The organism is Ignavibacteriales bacterium (assembly GCA_015709675.1).
Lineage (GTDB): Bacteria > Bacteroidota > Ignavibacteria > Ignavibacteriales > Ignavibacteriaceae > H2-BAC3.
Genome location: CP054182.1, coordinates 1,797,651 through 1,821,014 on the forward strand (window position 1 = coordinate 1,797,651; position 23,364 = coordinate 1,821,014).

General features: G+C 45.8%; 20 protein-coding genes. 9 read left to right on the plus strand and 11 right to left on the minus strand.

Translation table 11 applies throughout. The features are described 5' to 3' along the window. Positions 1-21 precede the first annotated feature (21 nt). The 6 genes from HRU80_06670 (at position 22) to HRU80_06695 (ending at position 9,705) form a co-directional block, all read left to right on the plus strand. The gene (locus HRU80_06670; GenBank protein ID QOJ30478.1) at positions 22-1,545 is read left to right on the plus strand and encodes a cytochrome C; all 1,524 of its coding nucleotides are present in this window, start codon (positions 22-24) and stop codon (positions 1,543-1,545) included. After that, positions 1,524-4,343 (plus strand): hypothetical protein, encoded by a 2,820-nt coding sequence (locus HRU80_06675; GenBank protein ID QOJ28576.1) that lies wholly within the window; start codon positions 1,524-1,526, stop codon positions 4,341-4,343. Before HRU80_06670 ends, HRU80_06675 begins: the two co-directional genes overlap by 22 nt. Beyond that, positions 4,343-5,968 (plus strand): hypothetical protein, encoded by a 1,626-nt coding sequence (locus HRU80_06680; protein ID QOJ28577.1) that lies wholly within the window; start codon positions 4,343-4,345, stop codon positions 5,966-5,968. Before HRU80_06675 ends, HRU80_06680 begins: the two co-directional genes overlap by 1 nt. Positions 5,969-6,063: 95 nt before the next feature. Beyond that, complete coding sequence (locus tag HRU80_06685) at positions 6,064-7,110, plus strand: CehA/McbA family metallohydrolase (protein QOJ28578.1); 1,047 nt, start codon at positions 6,064-6,066, stop codon at positions 7,108-7,110. Between the two features lie 25 nt (positions 7,111-7,135). Further along, the gene (locus HRU80_06690; GenBank protein QOJ28579.1) at positions 7,136-7,825 is read left to right on the plus strand and encodes a tetratricopeptide repeat protein; all 690 of its coding nucleotides are present in this window, start codon (positions 7,136-7,138) and stop codon (positions 7,823-7,825) included. 29 nt (positions 7,826-7,854) lie between these two features. Next, positions 7,855-9,705, plus strand: coding sequence for a VCBS repeat-containing protein (locus HRU80_06695; GenBank protein QOJ28580.1), 1,851 nt, complete (start codon positions 7,855-7,857; stop codon positions 9,703-9,705). A gap of 410 nt (positions 9,706-10,115) precedes the next feature. Here HRU80_06695 and frr read toward each other — a convergent pair whose 3' ends face one another. The 6 genes from frr to rplM all read right to left on the minus strand — a co-directional run bounded on the left by frr (position 10,116) and on the right by rplM (position 14,115). Further along, positions 10,116-10,673 carry a ribosome recycling factor gene (gene frr / locus HRU80_06700; protein ID QOJ30479.1) on the minus strand — a complete coding sequence of 186 codons (558 nt, stop codon included), beginning with the start codon at positions 10,671-10,673 and terminating at the stop codon, positions 10,116-10,118. Positions 10,674-10,709: 36 nt separating this feature from the next. After that, a complete protein-coding gene (locus HRU80_06705; protein ID QOJ28581.1) occupies positions 10,710-11,426 on the minus strand; it encodes a UMP kinase in 717 nt (238 codons plus the stop codon). A gap of 65 nt (positions 11,427-11,491) precedes the next feature. Further along, entirely contained in the window at positions 11,492-12,352 is an 861-nt protein-coding gene (tsf, locus tag HRU80_06710; GenBank protein QOJ28582.1) for a translation elongation factor Ts, read from the minus strand. After that, the gene (rpsB, locus tag HRU80_06715) at positions 12,349-13,131 is read right to left on the minus strand and encodes a 30S ribosomal protein S2 (protein QOJ28583.1); all 783 of its coding nucleotides are present in this window, start codon (positions 13,129-13,131) and stop codon (positions 12,349-12,351) included. The genes tsf and rpsB overlap by 4 nt, the downstream gene beginning before the upstream one ends. Before the next feature lie 159 nt (positions 13,132-13,290). Next, positions 13,291-13,677 carry a 30S ribosomal protein S9 gene (gene rpsI, locus HRU80_06720; protein ID QOJ28584.1) on the minus strand — a complete coding sequence of 129 codons (387 nt, stop codon included), beginning with the start codon at positions 13,675-13,677 and terminating at the stop codon, positions 13,291-13,293. A 12-nt stretch (positions 13,678-13,689) separates the two neighbouring features. Beyond that, positions 13,690-14,115, minus strand: a complete 426-nt coding sequence (rplM, locus tag HRU80_06725; protein ID QOJ28585.1) for a 50S ribosomal protein L13 — start codon at positions 14,113-14,115, stop codon at positions 13,690-13,692. Between the two features lie 320 nt (positions 14,116-14,435). Between rplM and HRU80_06730 the strand changes: the two genes are divergently transcribed. Continuing rightward, positions 14,436-15,509 carry a DUF1624 domain-containing protein gene (locus HRU80_06730; protein ID QOJ28586.1) on the plus strand — a complete coding sequence of 358 codons (1,074 nt, stop codon included), beginning with the start codon at positions 14,436-14,438 and terminating at the stop codon, positions 15,507-15,509. Here HRU80_06730 and HRU80_06735 read toward each other — a convergent pair. Further along, entirely contained in the window at positions 15,484-16,242 is a 759-nt protein-coding gene (locus HRU80_06735) for a hypothetical protein (protein ID QOJ28587.1), read from the minus strand. The two genes, HRU80_06730 and HRU80_06735, sit on opposite strands and share 26 nt — an antisense overlap. Before the next feature lie 166 nt (positions 16,243-16,408). On the opposite strand from HRU80_06735, the gene HRU80_06740 reads away from it, so the two are divergent. Together HRU80_06740 and HRU80_06745 are read left to right on the plus strand one after the other, a co-directional pair. Beyond that, on the plus strand, positions 16,409-17,452 hold the full coding sequence (locus HRU80_06740; protein ID QOJ28588.1) for a deoxyhypusine synthase: 1,044 nt from the start codon (positions 16,409-16,411) through the stop codon (positions 17,450-17,452). Positions 17,453-17,838: 386 nt separating this feature from the next. After that, on the plus strand, positions 17,839-18,528 hold the full coding sequence (locus tag HRU80_06745; GenBank protein QOJ28589.1) for a hypothetical protein: 690 nt from the start codon (positions 17,839-17,841) through the stop codon (positions 18,526-18,528). Between the two features lie 195 nt (positions 18,529-18,723). On the opposite strand, the gene HRU80_06750 is transcribed toward HRU80_06745, so the two are convergent. The 4 genes from HRU80_06750 to HRU80_06765 form a co-directional block, all read right to left on the minus strand. After that, a complete protein-coding gene (locus tag HRU80_06750; protein QOJ28590.1) occupies positions 18,724-19,788 on the minus strand; it encodes a hypothetical protein in 1,065 nt (354 codons plus the stop codon). A 74-nt stretch (positions 19,789-19,862) separates the two neighbouring features. Further along, positions 19,863-21,416, minus strand: a complete 1,554-nt coding sequence (locus tag HRU80_06755) for an FAD-binding protein (GenBank protein ID QOJ28591.1) — start codon at positions 21,414-21,416, stop codon at positions 19,863-19,865. Between the two features lie 18 nt (positions 21,417-21,434). Next, positions 21,435-22,226 carry an SDR family oxidoreductase gene (locus tag HRU80_06760; GenBank protein ID QOJ28592.1) on the minus strand — a complete coding sequence of 264 codons (792 nt, stop codon included), beginning with the start codon at positions 22,224-22,226 and terminating at the stop codon, positions 21,435-21,437. Position 22,227: 1 nt separating this feature from the next. Further along, entirely contained in the window at positions 22,228-22,821 is a 594-nt protein-coding gene (locus HRU80_06765; protein QOJ28593.1) for a MarC family protein, read from the minus strand. Positions 22,822-23,364 lie beyond the last annotated feature (543 nt).

Here is a 23,364-nt window from a genome sequence, read left to right on the forward strand (position 1 = left end):
GCTTTTTTACTGACGGGCAGAATTGACGCTCAGATTTCACCTGGTGAACTCACAAAGGCTCACGCGGGTCTCGAAGGAATAAGCAACTGCACCAAATGCCACGTTCTTGGTGAACAGGTGTATAATTCCAAATGTCTGGACTGCCATACCGAGGTGAAATCTCTCATTAACGCAGGCAGGGGTTATCATGCCTCCTCTGAAGTAAAAGGTAAAAACTGCTGGAACTGCCACAGTGAGCATCATGGCAGGGAGTTTCAGATAGTGCGCTTTGATGAAAAGAAATTTAACCATGATCTCACCGGGTTCAAACTAACCGGGACACACAGCAAAGCAGAATGCAGTGACTGTCATAAAAGGGAGTATATATCTGATTCCAAACTAAAAAACCGGAAGAAAACCTTTCTGGGGCTCAGTCGGAACTGCGTTTCATGTCATACGGATGCACATCAGGGAACGCTTGGCAAAGAGTGCCAGCAATGTCATACCACCACTGCATTTAAACCTGCTGAACTCTTCGACCACAATGAGTCGTCATTTAAGCTCACCGGAAAGCATCTTTCCGTTGAATGCAGCCACTGTCATAAGACGGAAACCAGAAACGGAAAACCTTTCCAGAAATTCAAGGGGCTTGCGTTTACAAACTGCTCTCCGTGTCATTCAGATCCCCATCAGGGAAGGTTCGGCGCTGACTGCCAGAAATGCCACACTACAGCTGATTTCCGCCAGGTAAAAACGGGCAGCTTTGACCACAATAAAACAAGATTTCCTCTACTTGGCAAACATCAGGCAGTTTCCTGCAACGATTGTCACAGCGGCGGTATATCCTCCAAACCGGAGTTTGCCTACTGCACCAGCTGCCATAAAGATGCTCACAACGGACAGTTTACCATTGACGGCAAGCTAAAGGATTGTGCTGCCTGCCACTCCGTTAACGGATATACACCCTCTCTTTTTACTCTTGAGCAGCATGCAGAAACATTCACGCTTACCGGCGCCCATTTATCGGTTCCCTGTTTCAGCTGTCATAAGAAGGAAGAGCAGTGGGTCTTTAAGCCCCTTGGAAAGGATTGCTGGGGCTGCCATGAGAATGTTCACGGCAATGAAATCAGTCCGCAATACGGAGGATCTGCTTCCTGTCAGAACTGCCATTCAACACATCACTGGCAATTGGTCTCGTTTGATCATTCCTCAACAGGATTTCTGCTTAAAGGAAAACATAGTAAAGCCCGATGCATGGACTGCCACAGCAGTAAAGATACCGTAAACAAGCACAGATTTGCATCACTTAACGGAGACTGCACGCAGTGCCATCAGGATATACATCGCGGTCAGTTTGCCGGCAGGGGTCCTGCTTCATGTGAAAACTGCCATGGGTTTGACTACTGGAAACCGGCTCTGTTCAACCATAACACCACCCGCTTCTCGCTTGAAGGGGCTCATGCAAAGGTGCCATGCAGTGAGTGCCATAAAACGATAACGGACGGGGATGTCTCGTATATACAATATAAACTTCAGGATTTCAAGTGCGCGGCCTGTCACAAATAATTGCTTTACTGCTTCTTTTGATTACGGCAACTGCTGCCCAGTCACCCCACGGTGCGGGGCTGAAGGCAGACTGTGCTGACTGCCACACTTCGGCTTCGTGGAATAAACTTCTTAATCCCATGAAGTTTGATCATGGAAGCACTTCCTTTCCTCTATCAGGACAGCACACTGCCGCTGACTGCAGACAGTGCCACACTACTCTGGTTTTTGAAGCAGCCGCAACGGACTGCTTTACCTGTCATAAAGATGTTCACAGCAATACAGTTGGCAATGACTGCATGCAGTGCCATACACCGCAAACCTGGCTGGTTACCGATGTGAAAAGCCTGCATGAGAAAACCCGTTTTCCACTGCTCGGCGCTCATCAGGATGCTGACTGCGGGCAGTGCCACACCGGCTATGTAAACCTTCATTTTGAAGTGATGCAGGCAGAGTGCTTCACCTGTCATAAGCAGGATTATCTTTCCGCGAATAATCCCAATCACGCATCATCAGGATTTTCAACCGACTGCACCGAATGCCACTCCGTTGCTGACCGTTCATGGAAAGGGGGAAGTTTTACGCATGACTTCTTCCCGCTGCTCGGAGGCCATAATCTGCCAAGCTGTTTTTCCTGCCATAACGGCGGACAATTTACAGGGCTGAGCGCGGACTGCAAATCCTGCCACCTTGATGATTATACAGCTACGGTAAACCCGAATCACACTTCGTCGGGTTTCAGCACAGACTGTAAAAGCTGCCACAATATATACGGCTGGCAGCCCGCCGCGTTTGACCACAATCAGACGGATTTCCCGTTAACGGGCAGGCATATATCCGTAAACTGCAGCAGCTGCCACACTTCCGGCTACGCAAATACGCCGGCTGACTGCAACAGCTGTCATAATGATGATTACCTGAATACATCAAATCCGAATCACGTTGCTGCAGGTTTCCCGATTGACTGCACGCAGTGCCACACCACAAACGGCTGGCAGCCGGCTGAGTTTGATCATGACGGACTCTATTTCCCTATATATAGCGGCAAGCACCGCAACGAATGGGCAAGCTGCTCTGACTGCCATACTCAGCCGTCCAACTATACCGTCTTTAGCTGCACTACCTGTCATGAACATAACCGCTCTGACATGGATCAGGAGCATCAGGGAATTCAGGGATATATCTATTCCAGCGATGCATGCCTGAGCTGCCATCCGGATGGTGAATCTGACGGAGCATTTAATCATGCTATATCACTATTCCCTCTGACAGGCGCTCATTCGACCGCAGACTGCTCAGGGTGCCACACGGCCGGATACACACAGCCGGTGAGCACATCATGCCAGCAGTGCCATCAGACTAAACTTCAGAACGTATTTAACCCTGATCATCAGGCAGCGGGGCTTACTGCTGAGTGCTCTGACTGTCATACAACTTCCCTCTGGAAGCCATCACTCTATGACCATGCGGTAACCGGTTTTACCTTAACAGGCGCTCATACCTCTGAGGATTGCAATTCCTGTCATGCGGCAGGATATACAAACGCGGTATCGGAATGCAACTCCTGTCATCTGGCGGATTTTAACGCGGCTTCAGACCCCAATCATATTGCAGCTAATTTCCCTCAGCAGTGTGAAACCTGCCATAGTACCGTTGCATGGACCCCCGCTTCATTTGACCATGATGCTGAATATTTTCCCATATACTCCGGTGAGCATAACGGGGAGTGGAATAATTGTTCGGACTGCCACACGAATTCATCAAATTACGCAGTATTCAGCTGTATCGGGTGTCATGAACACAACCGGCAGGAGATGGACAGTGAGCATCAGGGAGTGAGCGGTTATGTATATATAAGCAGCGAGTGTTTTGCCTGCCATCCGGACGGGAAATCTGACGGAGCTTTTAATCATGCGGTTTCTAATTTCCCCCTCACGGGCACTCATACGGTTATTACCTGTAATCAGTGTCATGCATCAGGTTACGCGGCAACCCCCACGGACTGCAACTCATGTCATAACACCGACTATACCGGAGCACTGAATCCTGATCATCAGAGCGCGGGTATACCATCTTCATGTGAGACCTGCCATGATGCGAATGCCTGGATTCCATCTTCTTTCAGCCATGCATCAACACAGTTTGCGCTTACCGGCGCACACATCGGAAGGCAGTGTTCAGACTGTCACACTGGTTCTTTAACTGCCGCTTCAGGCCAATGTATATCATGCCATCAGACGGATTTCAGCGCTTCCTCAAATCCTGATCATGAGGTGCTTGCGCTCTCATCAGACTGCCAGACCTGTCATACAACAAACGCCGGCTGGTCACCCGCGCAGTTCCCTGATCATGACAATTATTTTCAGCTTCTGGGCAGGCATGCGCAAATCAGAAATAACTGCTCGGACTGTCACAACGGAAATTATGCTCAGACACCTAACACCTGCTACGGCTGTCATCAGAGTGATTTCACCAGCGCGCAGAATCCGAATCATACCAGCGCCGGTTTCCCTCATGAGTGTGAAACATGCCATTCTCAGACTGCCTGGGAGCCTTCCACGTTTAACCACGATACGCAATATTTCCCGATATATAGCGGCAAGCACCGCAACGAGTGGACACAATGTTCGCAGTGCCATCAGAACGGAAGTAACTTTGCCATCTTCACCTGCATCAGCTGCCATGAGCATAATCAGGCGGATATGGATGATGAACATGAGGGTGTGAACAATTATCAGTATAATAGCGCAGCATGCCTGAGCTGCCATCCTGACGGTGAAGATCTTCTGCGGCTCCCGGAAACGAAAAAGGTGCACTGATGAGGAAAGTTATTCCGCTGAACAAATTCCTTTTTTTATTATGTATTGTCCCGTTTCTGCTGCAAACTTCTTTTGCGCAGACTCCTGAATGGCGCCAGGGCAAGGTTACCTATGTAACTTCACAGAACATTTATACGGAATTCAGCAATACAGAAGGTATTTCGGCGGGAGATACACTCTTCAGCCGCAACGGCAGTATATATACTCCTGCAGTTATCGTACAGTTTATTTCAACCCGCTCCGTGGCGGGGCCTTCCTTATCAGGGAGCCGGATAACAGCGGGGGATCTTCTCTTTGCGAAGGTACTTGTTGATGTTGTTGCTGATACCACAACTGCTGAGCCGGATACGACAGTTAAAACCGAGCAGGAGGCAGGTGTGATTAAAACAAAACCGCCGGTGCAGGATGTAAAAATCACACGCTCCGTTCTTAAGGGGAGAGCAGCCGTTCAGTCATCAACAACGCTTGTAAACACAGGAACCGCTGATGACCAGCAGCGATGGAGATACACACTCTCGCTCACCTCTCAGGATGCGTATATACAAGGTCTTACGCTTGGCACCCATCTTAACTATGCCTACAGTGTAAAAGAATGGCAGCGCATCAGCAATGCTCCGCTGAACCGGCTGATACCCTATGATCTCTATGCATCCTATGAGTCGGAAGAATATGGCAGATTTACCGCCGGAAGAAAAATCAGTAAGTGGTATCCTTCTCTCGGTGCAATAGACGGTGTGCAGTTTGAAAGCGGTAGTGATGCACTGCGTTATGGTGCCTTTGCAGGAGCAAGACCTTCAGCCATGCAGTATGGTTTTGACTTTAAACTGTTTCAGGGAGGCGTATTTGTCAGCCGCAGCGATACCATAGGCAAGGGGACTATGGAGAATACCATTTCTTTCATTCATCAGACGAACAGTTTTAACACCGACAGGCAGTTCGTTTCGCTGCTACATTATAGTCAGTTCTTCCGATGGCTGTCATTCTTTGCCTCTGCAGAAGCAGATTTTTACAGACAAGTTCCAGGGCAGTCAGGCGGTACTCCCGAACTCACAACACTTTATATACAGGCGCGGATGCGGATTACAAAAGAACTTCAGGCAGGAGTTTCTTATGACGCACGGCGAAATCCGGTGTATTACTTTACTTTCAGAAATCTGATTGACAGCAGTTTTTCCAATCCTCTCCGGGAAGGAACACGGATTCAGCTGAATTACCGTCCGCTTCCGTATCTCACTATGAATGCTACAGCCGGCTTCCGTTTCAGGCAGGGGGATGGCAAGACCTCGGTTAACTTTTCCGTTTACGGAGGATTATCAAAACTTCCATTTGTAAGGGGCAGTATGGTTTACTCTTTCGCCCGGAGCGAGGCATCATACTCAGTTTCCGATAATCACTCCCTGCTCTACAGGGATGAGGTTGGTCAGGATATTTCCTGGTCAGCCGGGGTAAGGATGTATTCCTACTCCTATGGCTCAGGCAGGCTGAAATTACGGCAGAATATGATTCATTCTGACCTGAACTGGATGTTTATGGAAAAAACGTTCCTCACCCTGAGCATTGAAGAAACCGTAAGTAAATCCCTTACCTCAGGCAGAATCTATCTGGATCTGACCCGCAGATTTTAGCTCCCACCTGTAATCGGGGGTTGTTCGAGGTCACTTTGCCGGATTATTACATTGGCTCTAAGACGGATTTTGATTAAGTTTGCAACAGCATGAATATGTATGAATACACCGGTTCAATCCATATGCACTCCGTTTACTCAGACGGATCAGGGGAAGTGCCGGAGATTGTCCGTTTTGCTCAAGAACTGAATCTTGACTTCATAATGCTCACCGATCATAACACTCTCAGAGCCAAAGATGAAGGATTTGAGGGGTTTTACGGTGATACTGCCCTTATTGTGGGATATGAAATAAACGATAAGGAAAACCGGAATCACTACCTTGCATTCGGGGTTGATAAGACTATTTCCACACGAGTACCCGCAAAAGATTATGTCAGAATGATCAAAGAATCAGGCGGAATCGGCTTCCTGGCACATCCCCATGAAAAGAGAAACGCCCAGAAGGAATATCCCCCATATCCCTGGACTGAATGGGATACCGAAGATTTCACCGGAATGGAAATCTGGAACCATATGTCTGAATGGATGGAAAATCTGACGGAAGAAAACAAGTATCACTCCTTTGTGCACCCCCTTAAAACCATCAAAATGCCCCCTCAGGAAACGCTTGAAACCTGGGACCGGCTCAGCCAGAAAAGGCGGGTGGTAGGCATAGGCGGCATTGACGCTCACGCCCATAAAGTGAATCTTCTGGGGCTTATGGAGGTGGAAGTTTTTCCCTATAAAGTATTGTTCAAGTCCATCAGAACCCATATTTTACTGGGTGAAAAATTCGATTTTAGCGTAAAAGAGCAGTTTCCTCTTTTCAGAGATGCCCTTCTGAATGCGTTAAAAAACGGCAGAACTTTTTTCGCAAATCACTATTTGGGGGATGCAACAGGGTTCAGATTCGCGATAGTATCGGGCGGCACTGTTTATTATATGGGAGATGAGTTCCGGCTTGTTAAAGAAGCGGAGATTAAAATTTCCGTCCCCGGTTCGCAAAAAAGCAGTGTCAGAATAATCCGGAACGGTGAGCTCTTCTCGAGCAGTGAAGAAGGAGAGCTGAATGAAGTTATTACCCTGCCAGGCGCATACCGTGCTGAAGTTCTACGAGGAAATCGCGGCTGGATTTTTTCAAATCACATAAGAGTTTTATAAAATAATTTAATTTAGACAGGATACAATGCTGAGGAAAAAGAAAGATTTCGCGCAGAAAAAAGAAATCAAACCAAGTTCAATGACCGCCCGTTATTACGAAATGGCCGACTGGTTTGAAAAATCAAGAAAAGAAGTTGTGATGGCATCACTCATCGTGGTGGTTGCCGTGGCAGCGTATTTTCTGGTCGGATACTACAGAGGGCTTGATAACGAAAAAGCGAGCCTTGATCTTGCAAAGGTAATGGCAATTTACGATAGCGGCTCCTATATTGAAGCCATTGACGGCCGCCCTACCGAAAATGTAAAAGGACTCAAATCACTGGTTGATACTTACGCAGGAACTGAGAATGGCGAAACAGCACGGATATATCTGGCAAACAGCTATTATGCACTTGGTAAATATCCCGAAGCTAAAGAGCAGTATGATGCATACTCCGGCTCCAATGAACTTCTCCAGGCAACAGCTCTGGCCGGTCTGGCAGCATGTTATGAAGCTGAGAACAATCCGGCAGAAGCTGCAGGGTATTATATGAAAGCTTCCAATGTTTCCGATGATATGGTGTTTAAGCCAAAATATCTCCTTTATGCCGGTATCAATTATCTTGAAGCAGGCGATACCGAGGAAGCAAAAAAACTCTTTAAACTTGTAAAGAAAGATTATAGCAAATCTGCATTTGTTCGGGATATTGACCGATATCTTGCACAAGTGCAATAAATCTCTAACACTAATCAACGGAGGACCGTGTGAAAAAACTATACTTATCCGTTGCCTTTGTACTGGCATTCTTTTTCACTGCTGAAGCGCAGCTGAATGTTAATGCAACCGGCAACCTTTTCGGCGTCGGCACCGGATTGCCTGACTCCTTAAGGCCATACAGCACTGATAAAGGTGCAAGAACCGTTCACTATGCAGGTGACCTGGATGGTGACTCAAAAATAGAGTTTATTGGTACTGACTATACCAATGGCGGACGCGTCCATGTCTGGGAACTGAGTGCTTCAAACACTCTGGAACTGGTATGGTCATCAGCAAGAAGATCAGGCATCAGCTCAGGATCTACACCCCGCTGGGTGAGAACCGGTGATCTTGACGGCGACGGCAACAAAGAAATTATTTTCCCGCTCACAAGCGGTACAGCTGACTTTGAAATTCATGTTTATGAATATCAGGGTTTAGGCGATAACAATTACGGCACAGAACCTGCATTCATCCTTCCTGCAAATTATTTTGCCGCGCAGGGTGTTGGCAACTTCAGAACAAACCGCGAAGTTGGTACTGTTGCTGATTTTGACGGTGACGGTCTTGATGAACTTATCATGTCCAACCGTGACCATGGTGTATATATCCTCGGTGTATTCGGTTCATTCCCCGGATTCGCAAGCTGGCAGCTTGAAGGCGGAGATCCTGCAGTTGTCACCGCGAATAGCAAAGTATTCAGTGTGTCTCACTGGGAATCACAGCTTGCTGATGTAGCAGGTAATGACAAACCTATTATTGTTAATATGCACTGGAACTTCATGGGCTTCTGGGGCATCAAGCCAAGAGGAACTGATTCTTACAGCTATCCTGATACCGGTGTTGTTGGTTTCTATTCAGAAGTTACACGCGGAACCTTAGGCGACCACGTTGGTTATATGGGCTTTACCGTAGCTGACGTTGATGGTGATGGCAGTGATGAAATTGGCGCTGTTCTTTACGGCGGTGACTCACTTACCTACGGACTTGGTCTTCTTAACTTCTCAGCTCAGGATACCGGTCTCTATATATTCGACCCTTCAAAGTTCGGTGTAATTTCACCTAATGGCTGGACAGCAGGCGGAGCCACAGCAGGTTCCTTCTGGGGTATCGGCTCAGGTGACTTTAACGGAAACGGTAAAACCGAAATTCTGCTCGGCGGTACCAATGAATATAACATTGTTGCAGTTGAATACAACGGTTCAGGCAGCCTTCTTGATCCGGCAAACTATACCAACACTGTTTATTATGACGGACAGAAACCAAGAATCTGGGCATTCGTTGATATCTATGATTCAGTCGGAACCATTGTTGACACCGTATTTACTGAAAGCCCTTTCATTTCAAAATTCACCAAAGCATTTGATTCAGACGGCGACGGTGCTCTTGAAATTGCTGCTGCTTACCAGAGTATCTATGATTCAACAACCATCAGAAACTATGTCTGGAATGCAGGCACTTCAACTTATGACCTGACTACCACAACAAAGGTCAACAATGAAAGAAAAATCAATCTCATTCACTTCGAAGCAACCAGCACCGGTCTCGAACTGAAAGAACTTGATTTCATTTCTCCTGATGACTATGTTCTGGCTCAGAACTTCCCGAATCCGTTCAACCCATCAACCATGCTGAGATTCTCTCTGCCGGTTGACAAACAGATCTCACTGAAGATTTATGATATGCTCGGAAACGAAGTAAAGACCCTCATTAATAATGAATTCCTTGCAAAGGGTTCGTATGAAATGAACTGGGATGGTACTTCAAACGCCGGTGCCAAGGTTGCCAGCGGTAACTATGTTGCTGAACTTCAGTTCGGTAACTTCACAAAGACCATTAAAATGCAGATGCTGAAATAAGCATCAGCACATAACTGATCTTAAAAGACCCTCTCTGGTAGAAATATCAGGGAGGGTTTTTTATTTTAATTAGGAATTAGTAGTGAGCAATTAGTAATATGCGGGAATATATATTAGCTGAAAACTATTGAATGAGGATGATTCTGCTCGCATATTAAACACTTAGACGTAAAGTAGAATCACTCAATAAAGCCGAAGTATCAAATCAATAGCCCGCTGTCCCAAGTGTCCCCATTGTCCCAATCAAAGACCGCAAAGAGGAGATCTAACGCAAAGTGAACAACGTAATCGCAGAGTTTGTATACTGGTTTAAAAACAAAAACCCCGCCATTTACAGCGGGGTTTGATAAAATTTAAAAGCTGAATTACTCTATCAATTAATAATTCATACTTCACAATTCATAATTGAACTAAACTTCCATCACTTCTTTTTCTTTGTGCGCCAGAACTTCATCAACCTGTTTGGTGTGATCATCGGTCATTTTCTGAATGCGCTGTTCGGCATGTTTCAGATCATCTTCAGGAAGTTTTTCATCTTTTTGTTTCTTCTTCAGATGTTCGTTAGCATCGCGTCTGATATTACGGACGGCAATTTTGCTTTCTTCACCAAACTTTTTAACCAGTTTAACCAGTTCTTTTCTTCTTTCCTGGGTGAGCGGGGGAACGGGAATTTTGATATTGGTGCCGTCACTCATGGGGTTAAATCCAAGATTTGCTTCACGGATTGCTTTGTCTATGGCTTGGACCATGGATTTGTCCCACGGGGTTACAGCGAGAGTATGAGCATCCAGAACGGTTACATTCGCCGCCTGTTTAAGGGGTGAAATGGTACCGTAATAGTCCACTTTAATGGTATCCAGCAGGGCAGTGGTTGCTTTGCCGGTTCTGATTTTGGCTAATTCACTGCGAAGAGCTTCAAGGGATTTGTCCATCTTGCTCTTTGCGTCTTTGATAATTTGTTCCATTATTTCCTCAAAATGAATAGTACAAAAATAAGACCCGCATCAGTCCTGAACAACAGTTCCGACTTTTTCGCCGGTAACCAATGCCAGAAGATTGCCTGGTTTATCCATATTAAAGACTACCATGGGGAGCTTATTTTCCTGGCAGAGGGAAACTGCTGTCAGATCCATTACTTTCAGGTTTTTCTGCAGAATATCCAGATAGGTTATTTCGTCATACTTAACTGCAGAGGCATTTTTTTCAGGATCTGAGTCGAAGATGCCGTCAACTCTGGTTCCTTTAATTATAATATCAGCTTCAATTTCAACCGCGCGCAGTGATGCAGCGGTATCGGTACTGAAATACGGGTGCCCGGTTCCGGCTCCGAAGATGACCACTCTGTTTTTCTCAAGGTGGCGGATTGCCCTGCGGCGGATATACGGCTCTGCAATTTCCTGCATATCAATGGCGCTCATCAGGCGGGTATATACACCCTTCCGTTCTATGGCATTCTGGAGCGCGAGTGAGTTAATCATGGTTGCAAGCATACCCATCTGATCACCGGTAACTCTTTCAATGCCCTGATCGGTTGCACTCAGTCCGCGGAAGATATTGCCGCCGCCGATAACAATGCCAAGCTGCACGCCAACGCTGTGTACTTTTTTTACTTCATCAGCAAAAAACTCCAGTACATTCGCGTCAATGCCGAATCCTTTGGAACCCATGAGGGATTCACCGCTGAGTTTGAGTAATATCCGTTTGTATTTTAAAGAGCTCATGTTTTTACCCTGTCTTCTGATAAAAAAAAAGGTCTTAGAGGAATCTAAGACCTTATATAGTGAAATTATTCTTTCGGATCGCTGAGGTTATATCTCACAAAGGAGTTAATCTTAACAGCGGTAACTTCTGCTTTATTGAACTCATCAAGCAGGTCTTTAATCTGCTTCGAATTCTCTGAGAAGTAGGACTGTTCGTAGAGACAAACTTCCTGGAAATATTTATTCAGGCGGCCCTGTGCGATCTTCTCGAGCAGGTTTTCAGGTTTCTTTTCCTGACGGGCCATATCCTTATAAATTTCCATTTCATGAGCGATCACTTTCGGATCAACTTCTTCGCGGTAAACCACGGAAGGAGTCATTGCGGCAACCTGAATAGCAATGTTGCGTCCGAGTGTGGTGAAAGCGGCAACTTTACCGGCGGCTACATTGTCATAGCTGATTAAAACACCGAGGCGTGAGCCATAGTGTATATAATCAATAACGCATCCGGTTTTGTTTTCAACATATTTCAGGCGGGAGATGATGGTTCTCTCTCCAACTTTGCCTGCAACTGCTGAAAGTTCGCCTTCAAGTTCCGGAACTTTAGCCATAAGGTCTTCCGGAGATGCAGCTTTAACTGCGAATGCTTTTTCAACCACATATTCAGCAAACTTTTTGAAGTCTTCAGATTTTGCAACGAAGTCGGTTTCGCAGTTCACTTCAACCATCACGGCTGCTGTGCTGTCAGCGGAAACTTTTGCTATTACAATACCTTCGTTGGCGGTTTTGTCAGCTCTCTTAAGAGCGACTGCAGCGCCTTTTTTACGGAGTATATCAATTGCTTTTTCTTCGTCACCGCCTGATTCCATCAGGGCTTTTTTACAATCCATCATGCCCGCGCCGGTTTTATTGCGCAGGTCATTAACCATGCTTGCAGTTATATTCATGCTTTTTCAGTATCCTTTTTCTGTTCTTTACGGGGAGGTCTGCCTTCTTTAGCAACTCTCTCTGTTTCAGCGGCTGCTTCGGCTTTTACCTCTTTAGATTTCATGTTGCCTTCAATAATAGCGTCGGCAATCACCTTGGTAATCAGTTCGATGGTTTTTACTGCATCATCGTTTGCAGGGATAACGTAGTCAACGGTATCCGGATCACAGTTGGTATCAACAATCGCGAAAACCGGGATGTTGAGTTTCTTAGCTTCCTGAACCGCAATAGCTTCTTTCTTGATATCAACAACAAAGAGAGCATTTGGAAGGCGAGGCATGGTTTCCATACCTTCGAATACGTTTCTGAGCTTAGCTTTTTCACGGGAAAGGAAGAGACGCTCTTTCTTGGTTCTCATTTCAAAGGTGCCGTCTGACTCCTGTTTTTCGATACCCTGAAGGCGTTTAATGCTTTTCTTAATGGTAGCAAAGTTGGTAAGCATACCTCCGAGCCATCTTTCGGTGACCCAGTTCATTTCGCAGCGGCGTGCTTCGGTTTCGAGGATGTTTTTGGCCTGTTTCTTGGTTCCTACGAAAAGAATCCTGTTGCCCTGAGCAACGAAATCGGAAATTGCCTGAGCAACTTCGTCAACGAGTACCTGGGTTTTCTTGAGGTCAATGATGTGAATCCCGTTCTTCTCCATGAAGATATAGGGCTTCATTTTGGGGTTCCAGCGGCGTGTAAGATGACCGAAATGTGCTCCGGCTTCAACCAACTGAAGTAAATCGAGTTTTGGCATAGTATTGTTTCCTGTTATTCTTCTACTTTTCTCAACTTTACCTTGGAGCGGCTTTCCGGAAGATGAGAAACCCCCGTTTTACCGGGGGATTTCCAAATTCACTGCCCGCACAGGCGGTAAATCAAAAAGTATGATTGATGATTTAAGTGAGTTAAAAAACTATCTCTTAGAGAACTGGAATCTCTTTCGAGCTTTCGGACGTCCGTATTTCTTACGCTCAACCATTCTGGGGTCACGGGTAAGCATACCGTGTGGCTTAATCTGAGTGCGTGCTTCAGGCATTTCAGCTACTAAAGCTCTTGCAATAGCAAGACGCATAGCCTGGCTCTGTCCGGTAAGACCGCCGCCGGTTATGTTGGCCTGCAGGTCATATTTCCCTGTCTCACCGGTAAGGGTGAGGGGATTAAGAATATCTGAGCGATGAACTTCCTGTGTGAAGTATTTCTCAAATTCTCTGCCGTTAACGGTGATTTTGCCTGTTCCCGGCTTCATAATGAGGCGGGCAACTGAGGTCTTTCTTCTTCCGATAAATATCTTTTCTACCATAATCTTTTTCCGTTAGAAACTTAAATTCTCAGGTTTCTGAGCTGCATGCGGGTGCTCTGGTCCTTTGTAGACCTTCAGCTTTTTAATAAGTTTGTCGCCCAGGCGGTTCTTTGGGAGCATACCGCGGACTGCCATGTGGATCAGTCTTTCAGGGTTTTTGTCACGAACTTCGGTGACGGTTTTTCTTTTTAATCCGCCCGGATAGCCAGAATAGTGGAAATACTCTTTCTGGGTGGCTCTTTTACCGGTCAGAACGATCTGTTCGGCATTAATGACAACCACAAAATCACCGGTATCCATATTCGGCGTAAAAACAGCTTTTTCCTTACCGCGGATTACACGGGCAACTTTGGTGGCAAGACGGCCTAATACCTTATCTTTTGCATCAACAACAAACCACTGCTGAGCGGCCTCTTCCGGTTTAATAAACCTGGTCATTTTTTCCTGTTTCACAGTTTTCTCCTAATGAGCATAATTATTTTTATCAAAGATTACTAAATTACCGCAAACTTGGGAAAATGTCAAACTTTTTTTCTGGATTTTATTTCCTCGAGGAGAAAACCGATCCCGGATGAGATTTTAGAAAATTCCAGCCAACGGTGAATGATGTAATTAAACCTTTTATCGCCCGGATTGTCTTTACAAGGTATGTACATCCGGTTAAAATGCCCAGGCCAGGCGGGTTTTTCTTCCTTCCTTACCTGGGGCAGTTCCGGTGCAGCGTGTCTTTTCCGGACTTTTCCCCGTAGATTGCAATAATGAAATCTCTTACACTTCTTTTCAAAGCCGACCTTGAAGGCAGAAATCTTACCGCAGATCTGATAAAAGGAATTGCGGTCGTTTTGATGTTTGCTGTCCACCTCTCCGAACTGATTGCCGAGTCATCTTTCTATACAAGCCAGGCAGTCACTCAGACTCTGTTTGTTCTCAGACCCCGCGGAGCCCCGCTTTTTATGGCGGTTATGGGCTACTTTCTTGGGGGAAGAAAAAGACCACTCTCCACTGGCATAAAAAGGGGATTGGCTCTTATTCTTAGCGGCATTTTACTCAACATTTCTTTGAATGCTTCATTGCTTTATAAGATTGTAGCCGGTGAATCGTTTCTTAATCCCTGGCACTTTATCCTTGGTGCGGACATTCTTCCGCTTGCGGGACTCAGTGTCATGGTTATTGCTTTGTTCAGGCATTATGCAAAAGATAATCTCTGGCTCGGCGCGGCAGTACTGATGCTGGTTGTCCTGATAAATGAACTTCTGCCGAGAGGTGTGCAGTATGAATCTGAAGTTTTCCGCTATTTTATGGTCTTTATTTTCAGCAATGATTACTGGTCGTACTTTCCGCTCTTCCCTTGGCTAGTTTATCCTTTTGCCGGATATCTTTTCCGGATTGCGGAACCCCGGCTGCAGATTTCTCCTCTGATGATTAAACTCCTGCCGTTTCTTCTTCTGCTGCTTTTTCTGGCAGGCGCGGGTCTCGTATATAACGACATTGCCCAGCTCAAACTGTGGTACCATCACCGGTGGAATGTTGTCATTTGGAACTTTCTCTTTTTCGCAGGATATATACCGCTTATACACCTTATTGCAGCTTTTTTTAAAGAAAACGGACTTCTGCTGTGGATTAGCTGGTTAGGTAAATATGTGACGGTAGCTTATGTAGTACAGTGGATTATTATCGGGAATGCCGGCACCTATTTTTATAAATCAGTTCCGGCGGAGTGGCTTGTTCTCTGGTTTGCAGGAGTTTCTCTTGCAGTAACCGGTTTCATTTTTGTGTATAAAATCTTTAGGAACAGAAAGGCAGGAACTAAAAAAGACTCCGCCCGAACTTAAAGGACTTCAGCATTGAGAAGAACACTGGTTTGTAATCCAGAAAATTCTTCATGCCGTTAATGCGGAGCGTGAGGGAATAATCCTCATCCGTCTCGGTTCTCATATATACGACGAATGAAACCTGTCCTTCCATTTCTTTCGGATCTCCAAAATACGCAGTGTAATTTCCGTTTGGGACAGCCATGTTGTATTTGTAACGGGAAGGGTAGAAAAGATGTTTTTTCTTTACTTCAAGAATTACGTATGGAGTATAAGCCGGATTGTGCGTTCCTCCGATAAAGGTAACAGCATCAAGTTTGCTTTTTACATTGTTGTCCTGATAGGTCCACCCCATTGGAAAGCGGATCCGCACGTTCAGAGTGGATTCAGTATAAACCTGCTGAAGACTATTGGTATCAGCCCCGGCAATTGAAGAGGCAAAAGAACTCTGTGGGGTGGAGTTGGTCTGGGTATTCTGACCGCTTTCGCCTCCGGTTTCGGCAGGCTCTTCAGACTCGCCTGTTACCGTTTCCTCCTGCTGAATGGTTTCCTGATTTGCGTTTTGTTCCTGAAACGTTTCCTCCTGATATGGGAGGTTTACGGTTACATAAGCGGTGCCAGCCGGGGGATTAGTTGAGATAACGTTCATCATCAGGGCTGAAACCAGTACCAGCAGGCCATGGAACCCTAAGGAAAGCAGGTAGCTTAATCCAATCCGGTTTTTTTCAGCCGGGGGGGCAGTCACCTGATTCATGCTCTGTCACTCTCACGCATTAATACACATACCATCGTCAATTTTACTCTGTCTCTCTTTTTTAATACATTTGGAACCGGAATCCCCCTGATTTCTTATACAATACCCCTGCCGGAAGGTTCCGGAGTCAAAAATTTAGCGTAATTTAATTTAAGGAGATACCTGCATGAAAACAAAAGCAGATTACCTGAAAGAAGTAATTGAACATATTGATATTAAAAAGCATGATGTGACCGGGCTGGTTGATTCGATGGAGAAAATGGCATTCCAGGCAAGGAATCTCTACCGCGGTGCCAAAATCTATGAGATGATGGTTAATGACAAGGAAAGTGCAGTAATCCTTACCCTGGCGGGAAGTCTGTTTTCGGCCGGTCTGAAAAAAGTAGTTTATGACATGATCCAGAATAACATGGTTGACGCTATTGTTTCTACCGGTGCAATCATGGTTGACCAGGACTTTTTCGAGGCACTCGGATTCAAGCACTATATGGGCACACAGTTTGTTGATGACAACGAAATGCGCGATCTGATGATTGACCGTATTTACGATACCTATATTGATGAAGAAGAACTGAGAATCTGCGACGAAACCACAGGAAAGATTTTTGACAGTCTCGAGCCTCGTCCGTACTCCTCACGTGAACTTCTGTGGGAATTCGGAAAATACCTGGATGAAAACGGCGGGCCGAAGGTTGATGATTCCGTTATATATGCCGCGTATAAAAAGAATGTGCCGATTTTTGTTCCTGCATTCTCTGACTGCTCTGCCGGATTCGGATTCGTTCTGCACCAGACAAAAAATCCGGATAAGCATGTATCACTTGATGCAGCAAAGGATTTCCTTGAACTGACAAAAATTAAACTCGCAAGCAAAGAAACCGGCATCTTCATGATCGGCGGCGGAGTTCCGAAGAATTTCACACAGGATATCGTCGTAGCTGCCGACCTTCTCGGTGAAGAAGCTGCCATGCATAAATACGCAGTTCAGATAACCGTAGCGGACGAGCGTGACGGTGCACTCAGCGGCTCCACTCTTAAAGAAGCAAGCTCATGGGGCAAAGTATCAACTACCTACGAGCAGATGGTATTTGCTGAGGCAACCATTGCCATGCCGCTGATTGTGGGCTATGTATATCACAAAGGCGCCTGGAAGAGCCGTGAAGCAAAAGAATTCACCAAACTCTATCAGCAGGAAAAAGCACTAGCTTAATTGTGAATGGTAAATTATGAATTATGAACTTGGGGAGTGGATAGTTCAATAGATGTATTAAGACCGGCCCGAAGTGCCGGTCTTTTTTTTTTTAAGTTACTGATTAGTTTAATTTTTTGTAAAAATGTAAAGTATTCCTTGACAATTTCTATATAAAATAAACTGAAGCCAGCCTAACACAGTCATTTAGGATGGTGCAACATATCCTAGCAATTAACTGATTTTTCCCTATTTTTCTAACGGAAATCGCCATTTTTACATATTTCTGTTTACAAAAATTGATAACTTTTCCGACAATTTTCCTCATGAAACACCCCTTCCCCCGCTTTCTGTTTTTTATTGCATTTGTTCTGTTCGCACCCATTTGTCTGCCTCAGTCCCCGGCGGTGAAGGATCTTCTTCAATCGCTTAAACCTGTTGAAGAAATGTTTGCGGCAACCGGGATGAGAATCATGAAAGTCCAGCCCCGGGAAGCGGATAAACTGTTTGACGAATTCATCAGCTCCGGCAGTCTTGATCTGGGTGGTCTGGATTTTTATGAACTTATCGGTAACGAGGATGAATTAAAGGAATATTTGTTAAAGATTTTTTCGATAAAGTTTGAGGAGGGGATGGGGTTCATTGAACTTAACTATCAGTATCTTCTCAATATTTGGGGTGAGTATTTGTCGGAAGAGTACCGGGAATATTTTATACTGGCAACGGAAGAGTTCATGTACGATGCTGCCTTTATGGTTTCTCATGATGAAGTTGCCGCCAAAATAGTTGGACGGGAAGTATACTGTGTGAAATATCGGGGGACCATCTATGCTCAGCAAATGGAGGAAATATATAAAATACTGCTCTACTTTTATCTGGGAGGGATTGATAACTCTCCTGTTTTTGATTATGACACGGAAATTCTTACTGAAGAAGCAAAACTCAGTTTTGAAAACACCATCCGCAGTTATCCCGGTACCGAAATTGCTACGGTTACAAAGCGGTATTATGAGGCATTGCTTAAAAACAATTTTAAGCGCTCGAAATTGTCAGATCAGATAATAGAACCATATGCGCCAAAATACGGGGAGTGGTGAAAGAGTTCTGAGATTTTTCTGATTATCTCAAATTATTGAGGTAGGTTTACCAATCTGCAACCCCTCCGGGATCGGGTTGGGGTGATTTTGATCTACGTTAGCCCGTTACACACTGTCTACAGACGTGAAATACGTAGAGACGATGCATGCATCGTCTCTTCAAATGTGTGCAAAGGTTTCTTGTATATATAATAATTAACTATACATCAGCCTGTTTATCAGCAGACAGACAATATCAATCTTATCGTTAAACTGCAGGAGATGTTTGGCGCCGCTGCTGATGAGGATTTTTACGCCATTTTCATATACTTCAAATCCGGAGATGTTTTCGTATTCAATGAACATGCCGTTATGCTCTCCCTGAAAGTATATCTTGCTGTTTGAAAAATAGAGTGTGCCTTTTTCTATCAGAATGAAATTGCCGATGCGGACATCGCTCAGTCCGGTTTTCCGTACGGTAGATTCCAGCAGTTTGTTCAGCCGTCTTCTCATGGTGAACCGGTTCAGTGCTTCGCTTTCATCTTTCTTTTCTTCCTCATACCAGAGCACATCAGAAATCATGTAATGGCACTCTTCATCAGGATTGAAGGGTATCTGCCCGAGAACAACAGGTAGCTGTCCGTTTTCAATCAGCCAGTAAATTCGGTAGCGCTCAAGAAGCTCGCGGGTTCTTTTGTCCTGATATATATCAATATTGAGGCTTTCCGCTATACGGGTGAGTTCAGCTTCCTCTTCATCGGTAAGGCGTTCATCTTCGAGTGCTTCTTCAATTTTTTTGTTCAGGAAATCCCGTGTTGCCGTGTCATACAGCTTTTCGGCAGTATCACTGTCCAGCACCAGATCACGCCGCAGTTTCATAAGGAATGATGCCTCATCTGAGGTGATAACGCCATCCTCCAGCACGGTATGCAGTTCGGCCATATATATACTTGAGACCAGTTCGGAGGTAAGTGCTTTTACGGTTTTGTCTGAAAGGAGGAATACTTTTTTAAGCTGCTGCAGATTTTTAATTTCATCATGGCTCAGTTTTTTATCAACGAGGCAGTATTCCAGGTACTGGCGGTAAACGGAAGTCAGTTTTTCAAAAATAGCGCTCTGTGATACATCAGGTTTGCAGCGGTTGGTAATAGCTTCGATATCAATCTGGCTTAGCTGGAAAGGTGAAGGAACAGCGGCTAGCAGGTTATTGATTTCTGTTACTACGCCGGAGGCGGAAAGTCGGCCGCTTTCATTTTGTTCCTGTATTTTGAACGGTTCCATGAGGCAATCTCCTGTTCAATGAAAATCTTTACGTTCATTGAGAAAATACGGAAAAAGATTACGCCAACTTATTCTTATGAAAAATATTTTTGGAAAAGAGCCATGGCTGTGCGTTCGCCGTCAATGGCAGCGGAGATGATGCCCCCGGCGTACCCGCAGCCTTCCCCGGCCGGGTAGAGCCCCTGATGGGAGGTGCTCTCAAGAGTTTCCTTATCCCGGAGAACGGTAACAGGGGATGAGGTACGGGATTCCGGTGCACAGATAACCGCTTCCTCTGAGATAAATCCGCTAAGCTTTTTATCCGCCATCCTGAGAGCAGATTGTAACGCGGAGGTGATTTCCTCCGTGAAAATCTCCGCCAGAGGAACGGATTTGAATCCCGGGATGTAAGAGGCTGGCGGCAGGGAATTTGAAGTAATGCCGTTCAGGAAATCTGTAACTCTTTGAGCCGGGGCCTGCTGTGTCCCCGTTGTTGAAAAAGCCCTCTGCTCTATAAACTGCTGGAAGTCCATTCCGGCAAAAATGCCTCCGAAGCCCTGCTGTTCAAAATCCCGCTGATCCACAGTTACCACAAAACCGGAATTCGCGAATTTCGAGTCCCGGCGGGACATTGACATACCGTTTACCACAATCTCACCCGGACTGGTCGCCGCCGGAACGATGATTCCTCCGGGACACATGCAAAATGAGAACGCGCCTTTCCCCTCAGCCTGGCAGGTTATGGAATATGAAGCCGCAGGCAGCAGCGGTATATATTTGGAATTGTGATACTGTTTCCGGTTTATCATTTCCTGGGGATGCTCAATCCGCACGCCAAGAGCATAGGGTTTGCTTTCAAGGGCGAAATTTCTCCGCTCAAGCATACGGAAAACATCACGCGCGGAGTGTCCCGGCGCAAGGATAATCTGATTAAACACAAAATCCGTACTGCCGTTCACCTGCAGCCCGCTAATCCGGTTATGCTCCGTATATATATCGGTAACACGTGATCCGAAATGAATCTCACCGCCGCACTCAAGGATGGTATTCCGTATTGCTTCGATTACTTTAGGCAGTTTGTTGGAACCGATGTGGGGATGGGCGTCAATCAGAATATCAGGATGAGCCCCATGATGCACCAGCAGTGATAGAATCCGCTTAATATCTCCCCGTTTGGTTGAGCGTGTATAAAGTTTGCCGTCGCTATAGGTGCCCGCCCCTCCTTCACCAAAGCAATAATTGGAGTCCGGGTTAACGGTATCGAACTGCTGAATGGCTCTCAGATCGCGTCTGCGGTCCCGGACATTCTTCCCCCGTTCAAAGATGACGGGTGTGACGCCGAGTTCAATCAGTTTTAGTGCGGCAAACAATCCCGCCGGACCTGAACCAACGATTGCCGCGCGCTTTGATGCATCCGAGGGAGTAAAATTGAACTGATACGGGCTTCCGGAGGGAAGTTCGTTTGTATATACACTGGCCTGTATCCGGTAAACCGGATCGCGGCTGCGTCCGTCAATGGATCTCCGTTCCGGCACCACGGCGGTAATCTCGCCCCTGTTCAGTTTCAGTTTACGGGCTGCCTGTATATATAATTCTTCCTTATCTCCGGCTTTATCGGGAGTGAGGACAATTTCGCAGGAATAGATCACTTGTGCATATTCAGATAATCAGAGAAGGGACTTTGTATAGCCGCCGTCAATCTGTATGGTATTGCCGTTGATATATCCGGCAAGGGGTGAAGCCAGAAAACAGGCAAGCGCTGCAGGCTCTTCCGGCTCTGCCATGCGTCCTGCGGGGATATTGCGCGTCATCTCTCTGATAATGTCATCGGGGGAGTTTCCCGTAAGTGTTGCCTTGCTTTGTGAAAGATCTTTGATTCGTTCGGTCAGTGTATATCCCGGAGCGATATTATTAATAGTCAGACCATCAGCGGCGAACTCATTACTGAGCGATTTTGCCAGTCCAGTCAGTCCTGCTCTTAGAGCGTTTGAGACCACAAGGTTATCAATAGGCTGGCGGACTGTTACCGAGGTGATGTTTATTATCCGTCCCCACTTTCTCTCCCTCATCGGCGGAATAAGCAGACGGCATATGGCAATCACACTGAAGAGAATCTGATTAGCACCTGACTCCCATTGTTTATCCGTTATCTCAAGGAAGTTGCCCGGCTGTGGACCGCCGCAATTGTTCACCAGAATATCTATATGTCCGAATTCTTTAAAAATTTTTTCGGTAACTCCGGCCGCTTGTGAGGGAATATTCAGATCCATCACGGCAGTGTAAGGGGTCTGTCCGGTGCGGGATTTACATTCATCTGAAAATTTCTGCAGATTTTCTTTATTTGAAGATGTAACTGCAATGCGGCATCCTTCAGCAGCGAGCGCAAGAGCAGCTGCTTTCCCGATTCCCTTGGAACCGGCTGTAATTAATGCGGTTTTGTTTTTTAACAGTAAATCCATGTTACGCGCCTCCTCTGGCTATAATATTCGAAACTCCTACCCGTATCATCATAACCGCAATGGCGGCAAGAAATACTGACGCGATTTTTGCGAATGCCTTTGTGCCTTCTTCCCCGGCAATTTTAATGATGAGATTTGAGTAACGGAGCACCAGAAATACTATCAGAAAATTAAGTACCATGGATACGATTGTCGGGACAAAGCCATAATTGTCAATGAGTATCATAATGGTAGTGAGTGCTGCCGGCCCGATTATCAGCGGGATACCAAGCGGAACAATGCCGACTTTGGTACCCGGACGGCGGCGGGATTCATTGGAAAACATAATGTCATTCACCGAGAGTATCAGCAGAATGATTCCGCCGGCTATGCGGAAATCATCTATAGTGATGCCCATAAAGTTCAGGACAATCTTTCCTGCCACCAGGAAGAGTATGCCGATGATAAATGCAGTCATCACTGACTGAAGAATCAGCTTACGTTTATCCTGCTGGCTCAGGTCACTGGTAATGCCAAGAAAAATGGGTACCGTGCCGATAATATCAATGGCAACAAAGAGGGGGATGAATGATAAAAGGAATATTTCTAACGACATAAACTTGCAAAAATGATTGTGCAAATTTAAGAAAGAAAGCGCAGAATCATGAATCGGGGCTGATTCCGGCAGGCTGGAAGTGCCGCCAGGCAGGGTAAAAGGTTCCTGCAGATGCTTGTTAAGGATGTTGAATGATGAGAAGAAACTCTCTGCGTCTCAGCGTCTTTGCGCGAGGAAAGTCTTGAGGCGAATCCCGGAATGTTTCCCGCAGATTTCGCTGATTAACGCAGAGTTAATTGCATGATAACAAGAAACTCTCTGCGTCTTAGCGTCTTTGCGTGAGGGAAGTCTTGAGGCGAATTCGGGAATGTTTCCCGCAGATTTCGCTGATTAACGCAGAGTTTAACGAATGATGACAAGAAACTCTCTGCGTCTTAACGTCTTCGCGCGATGGAAGTCTTGAGGCGAATCCCTGAATGTATCCCGCAGATTTCGCTTATTAACGCAGAGGATATTGGATTATAAGCAGAAACTCATTGCGTCTTAGCGTGAGCTGAGGTCTGAGGCAGCCGGAATTACCTGTGCTCAAAAACAAAAAAAAGG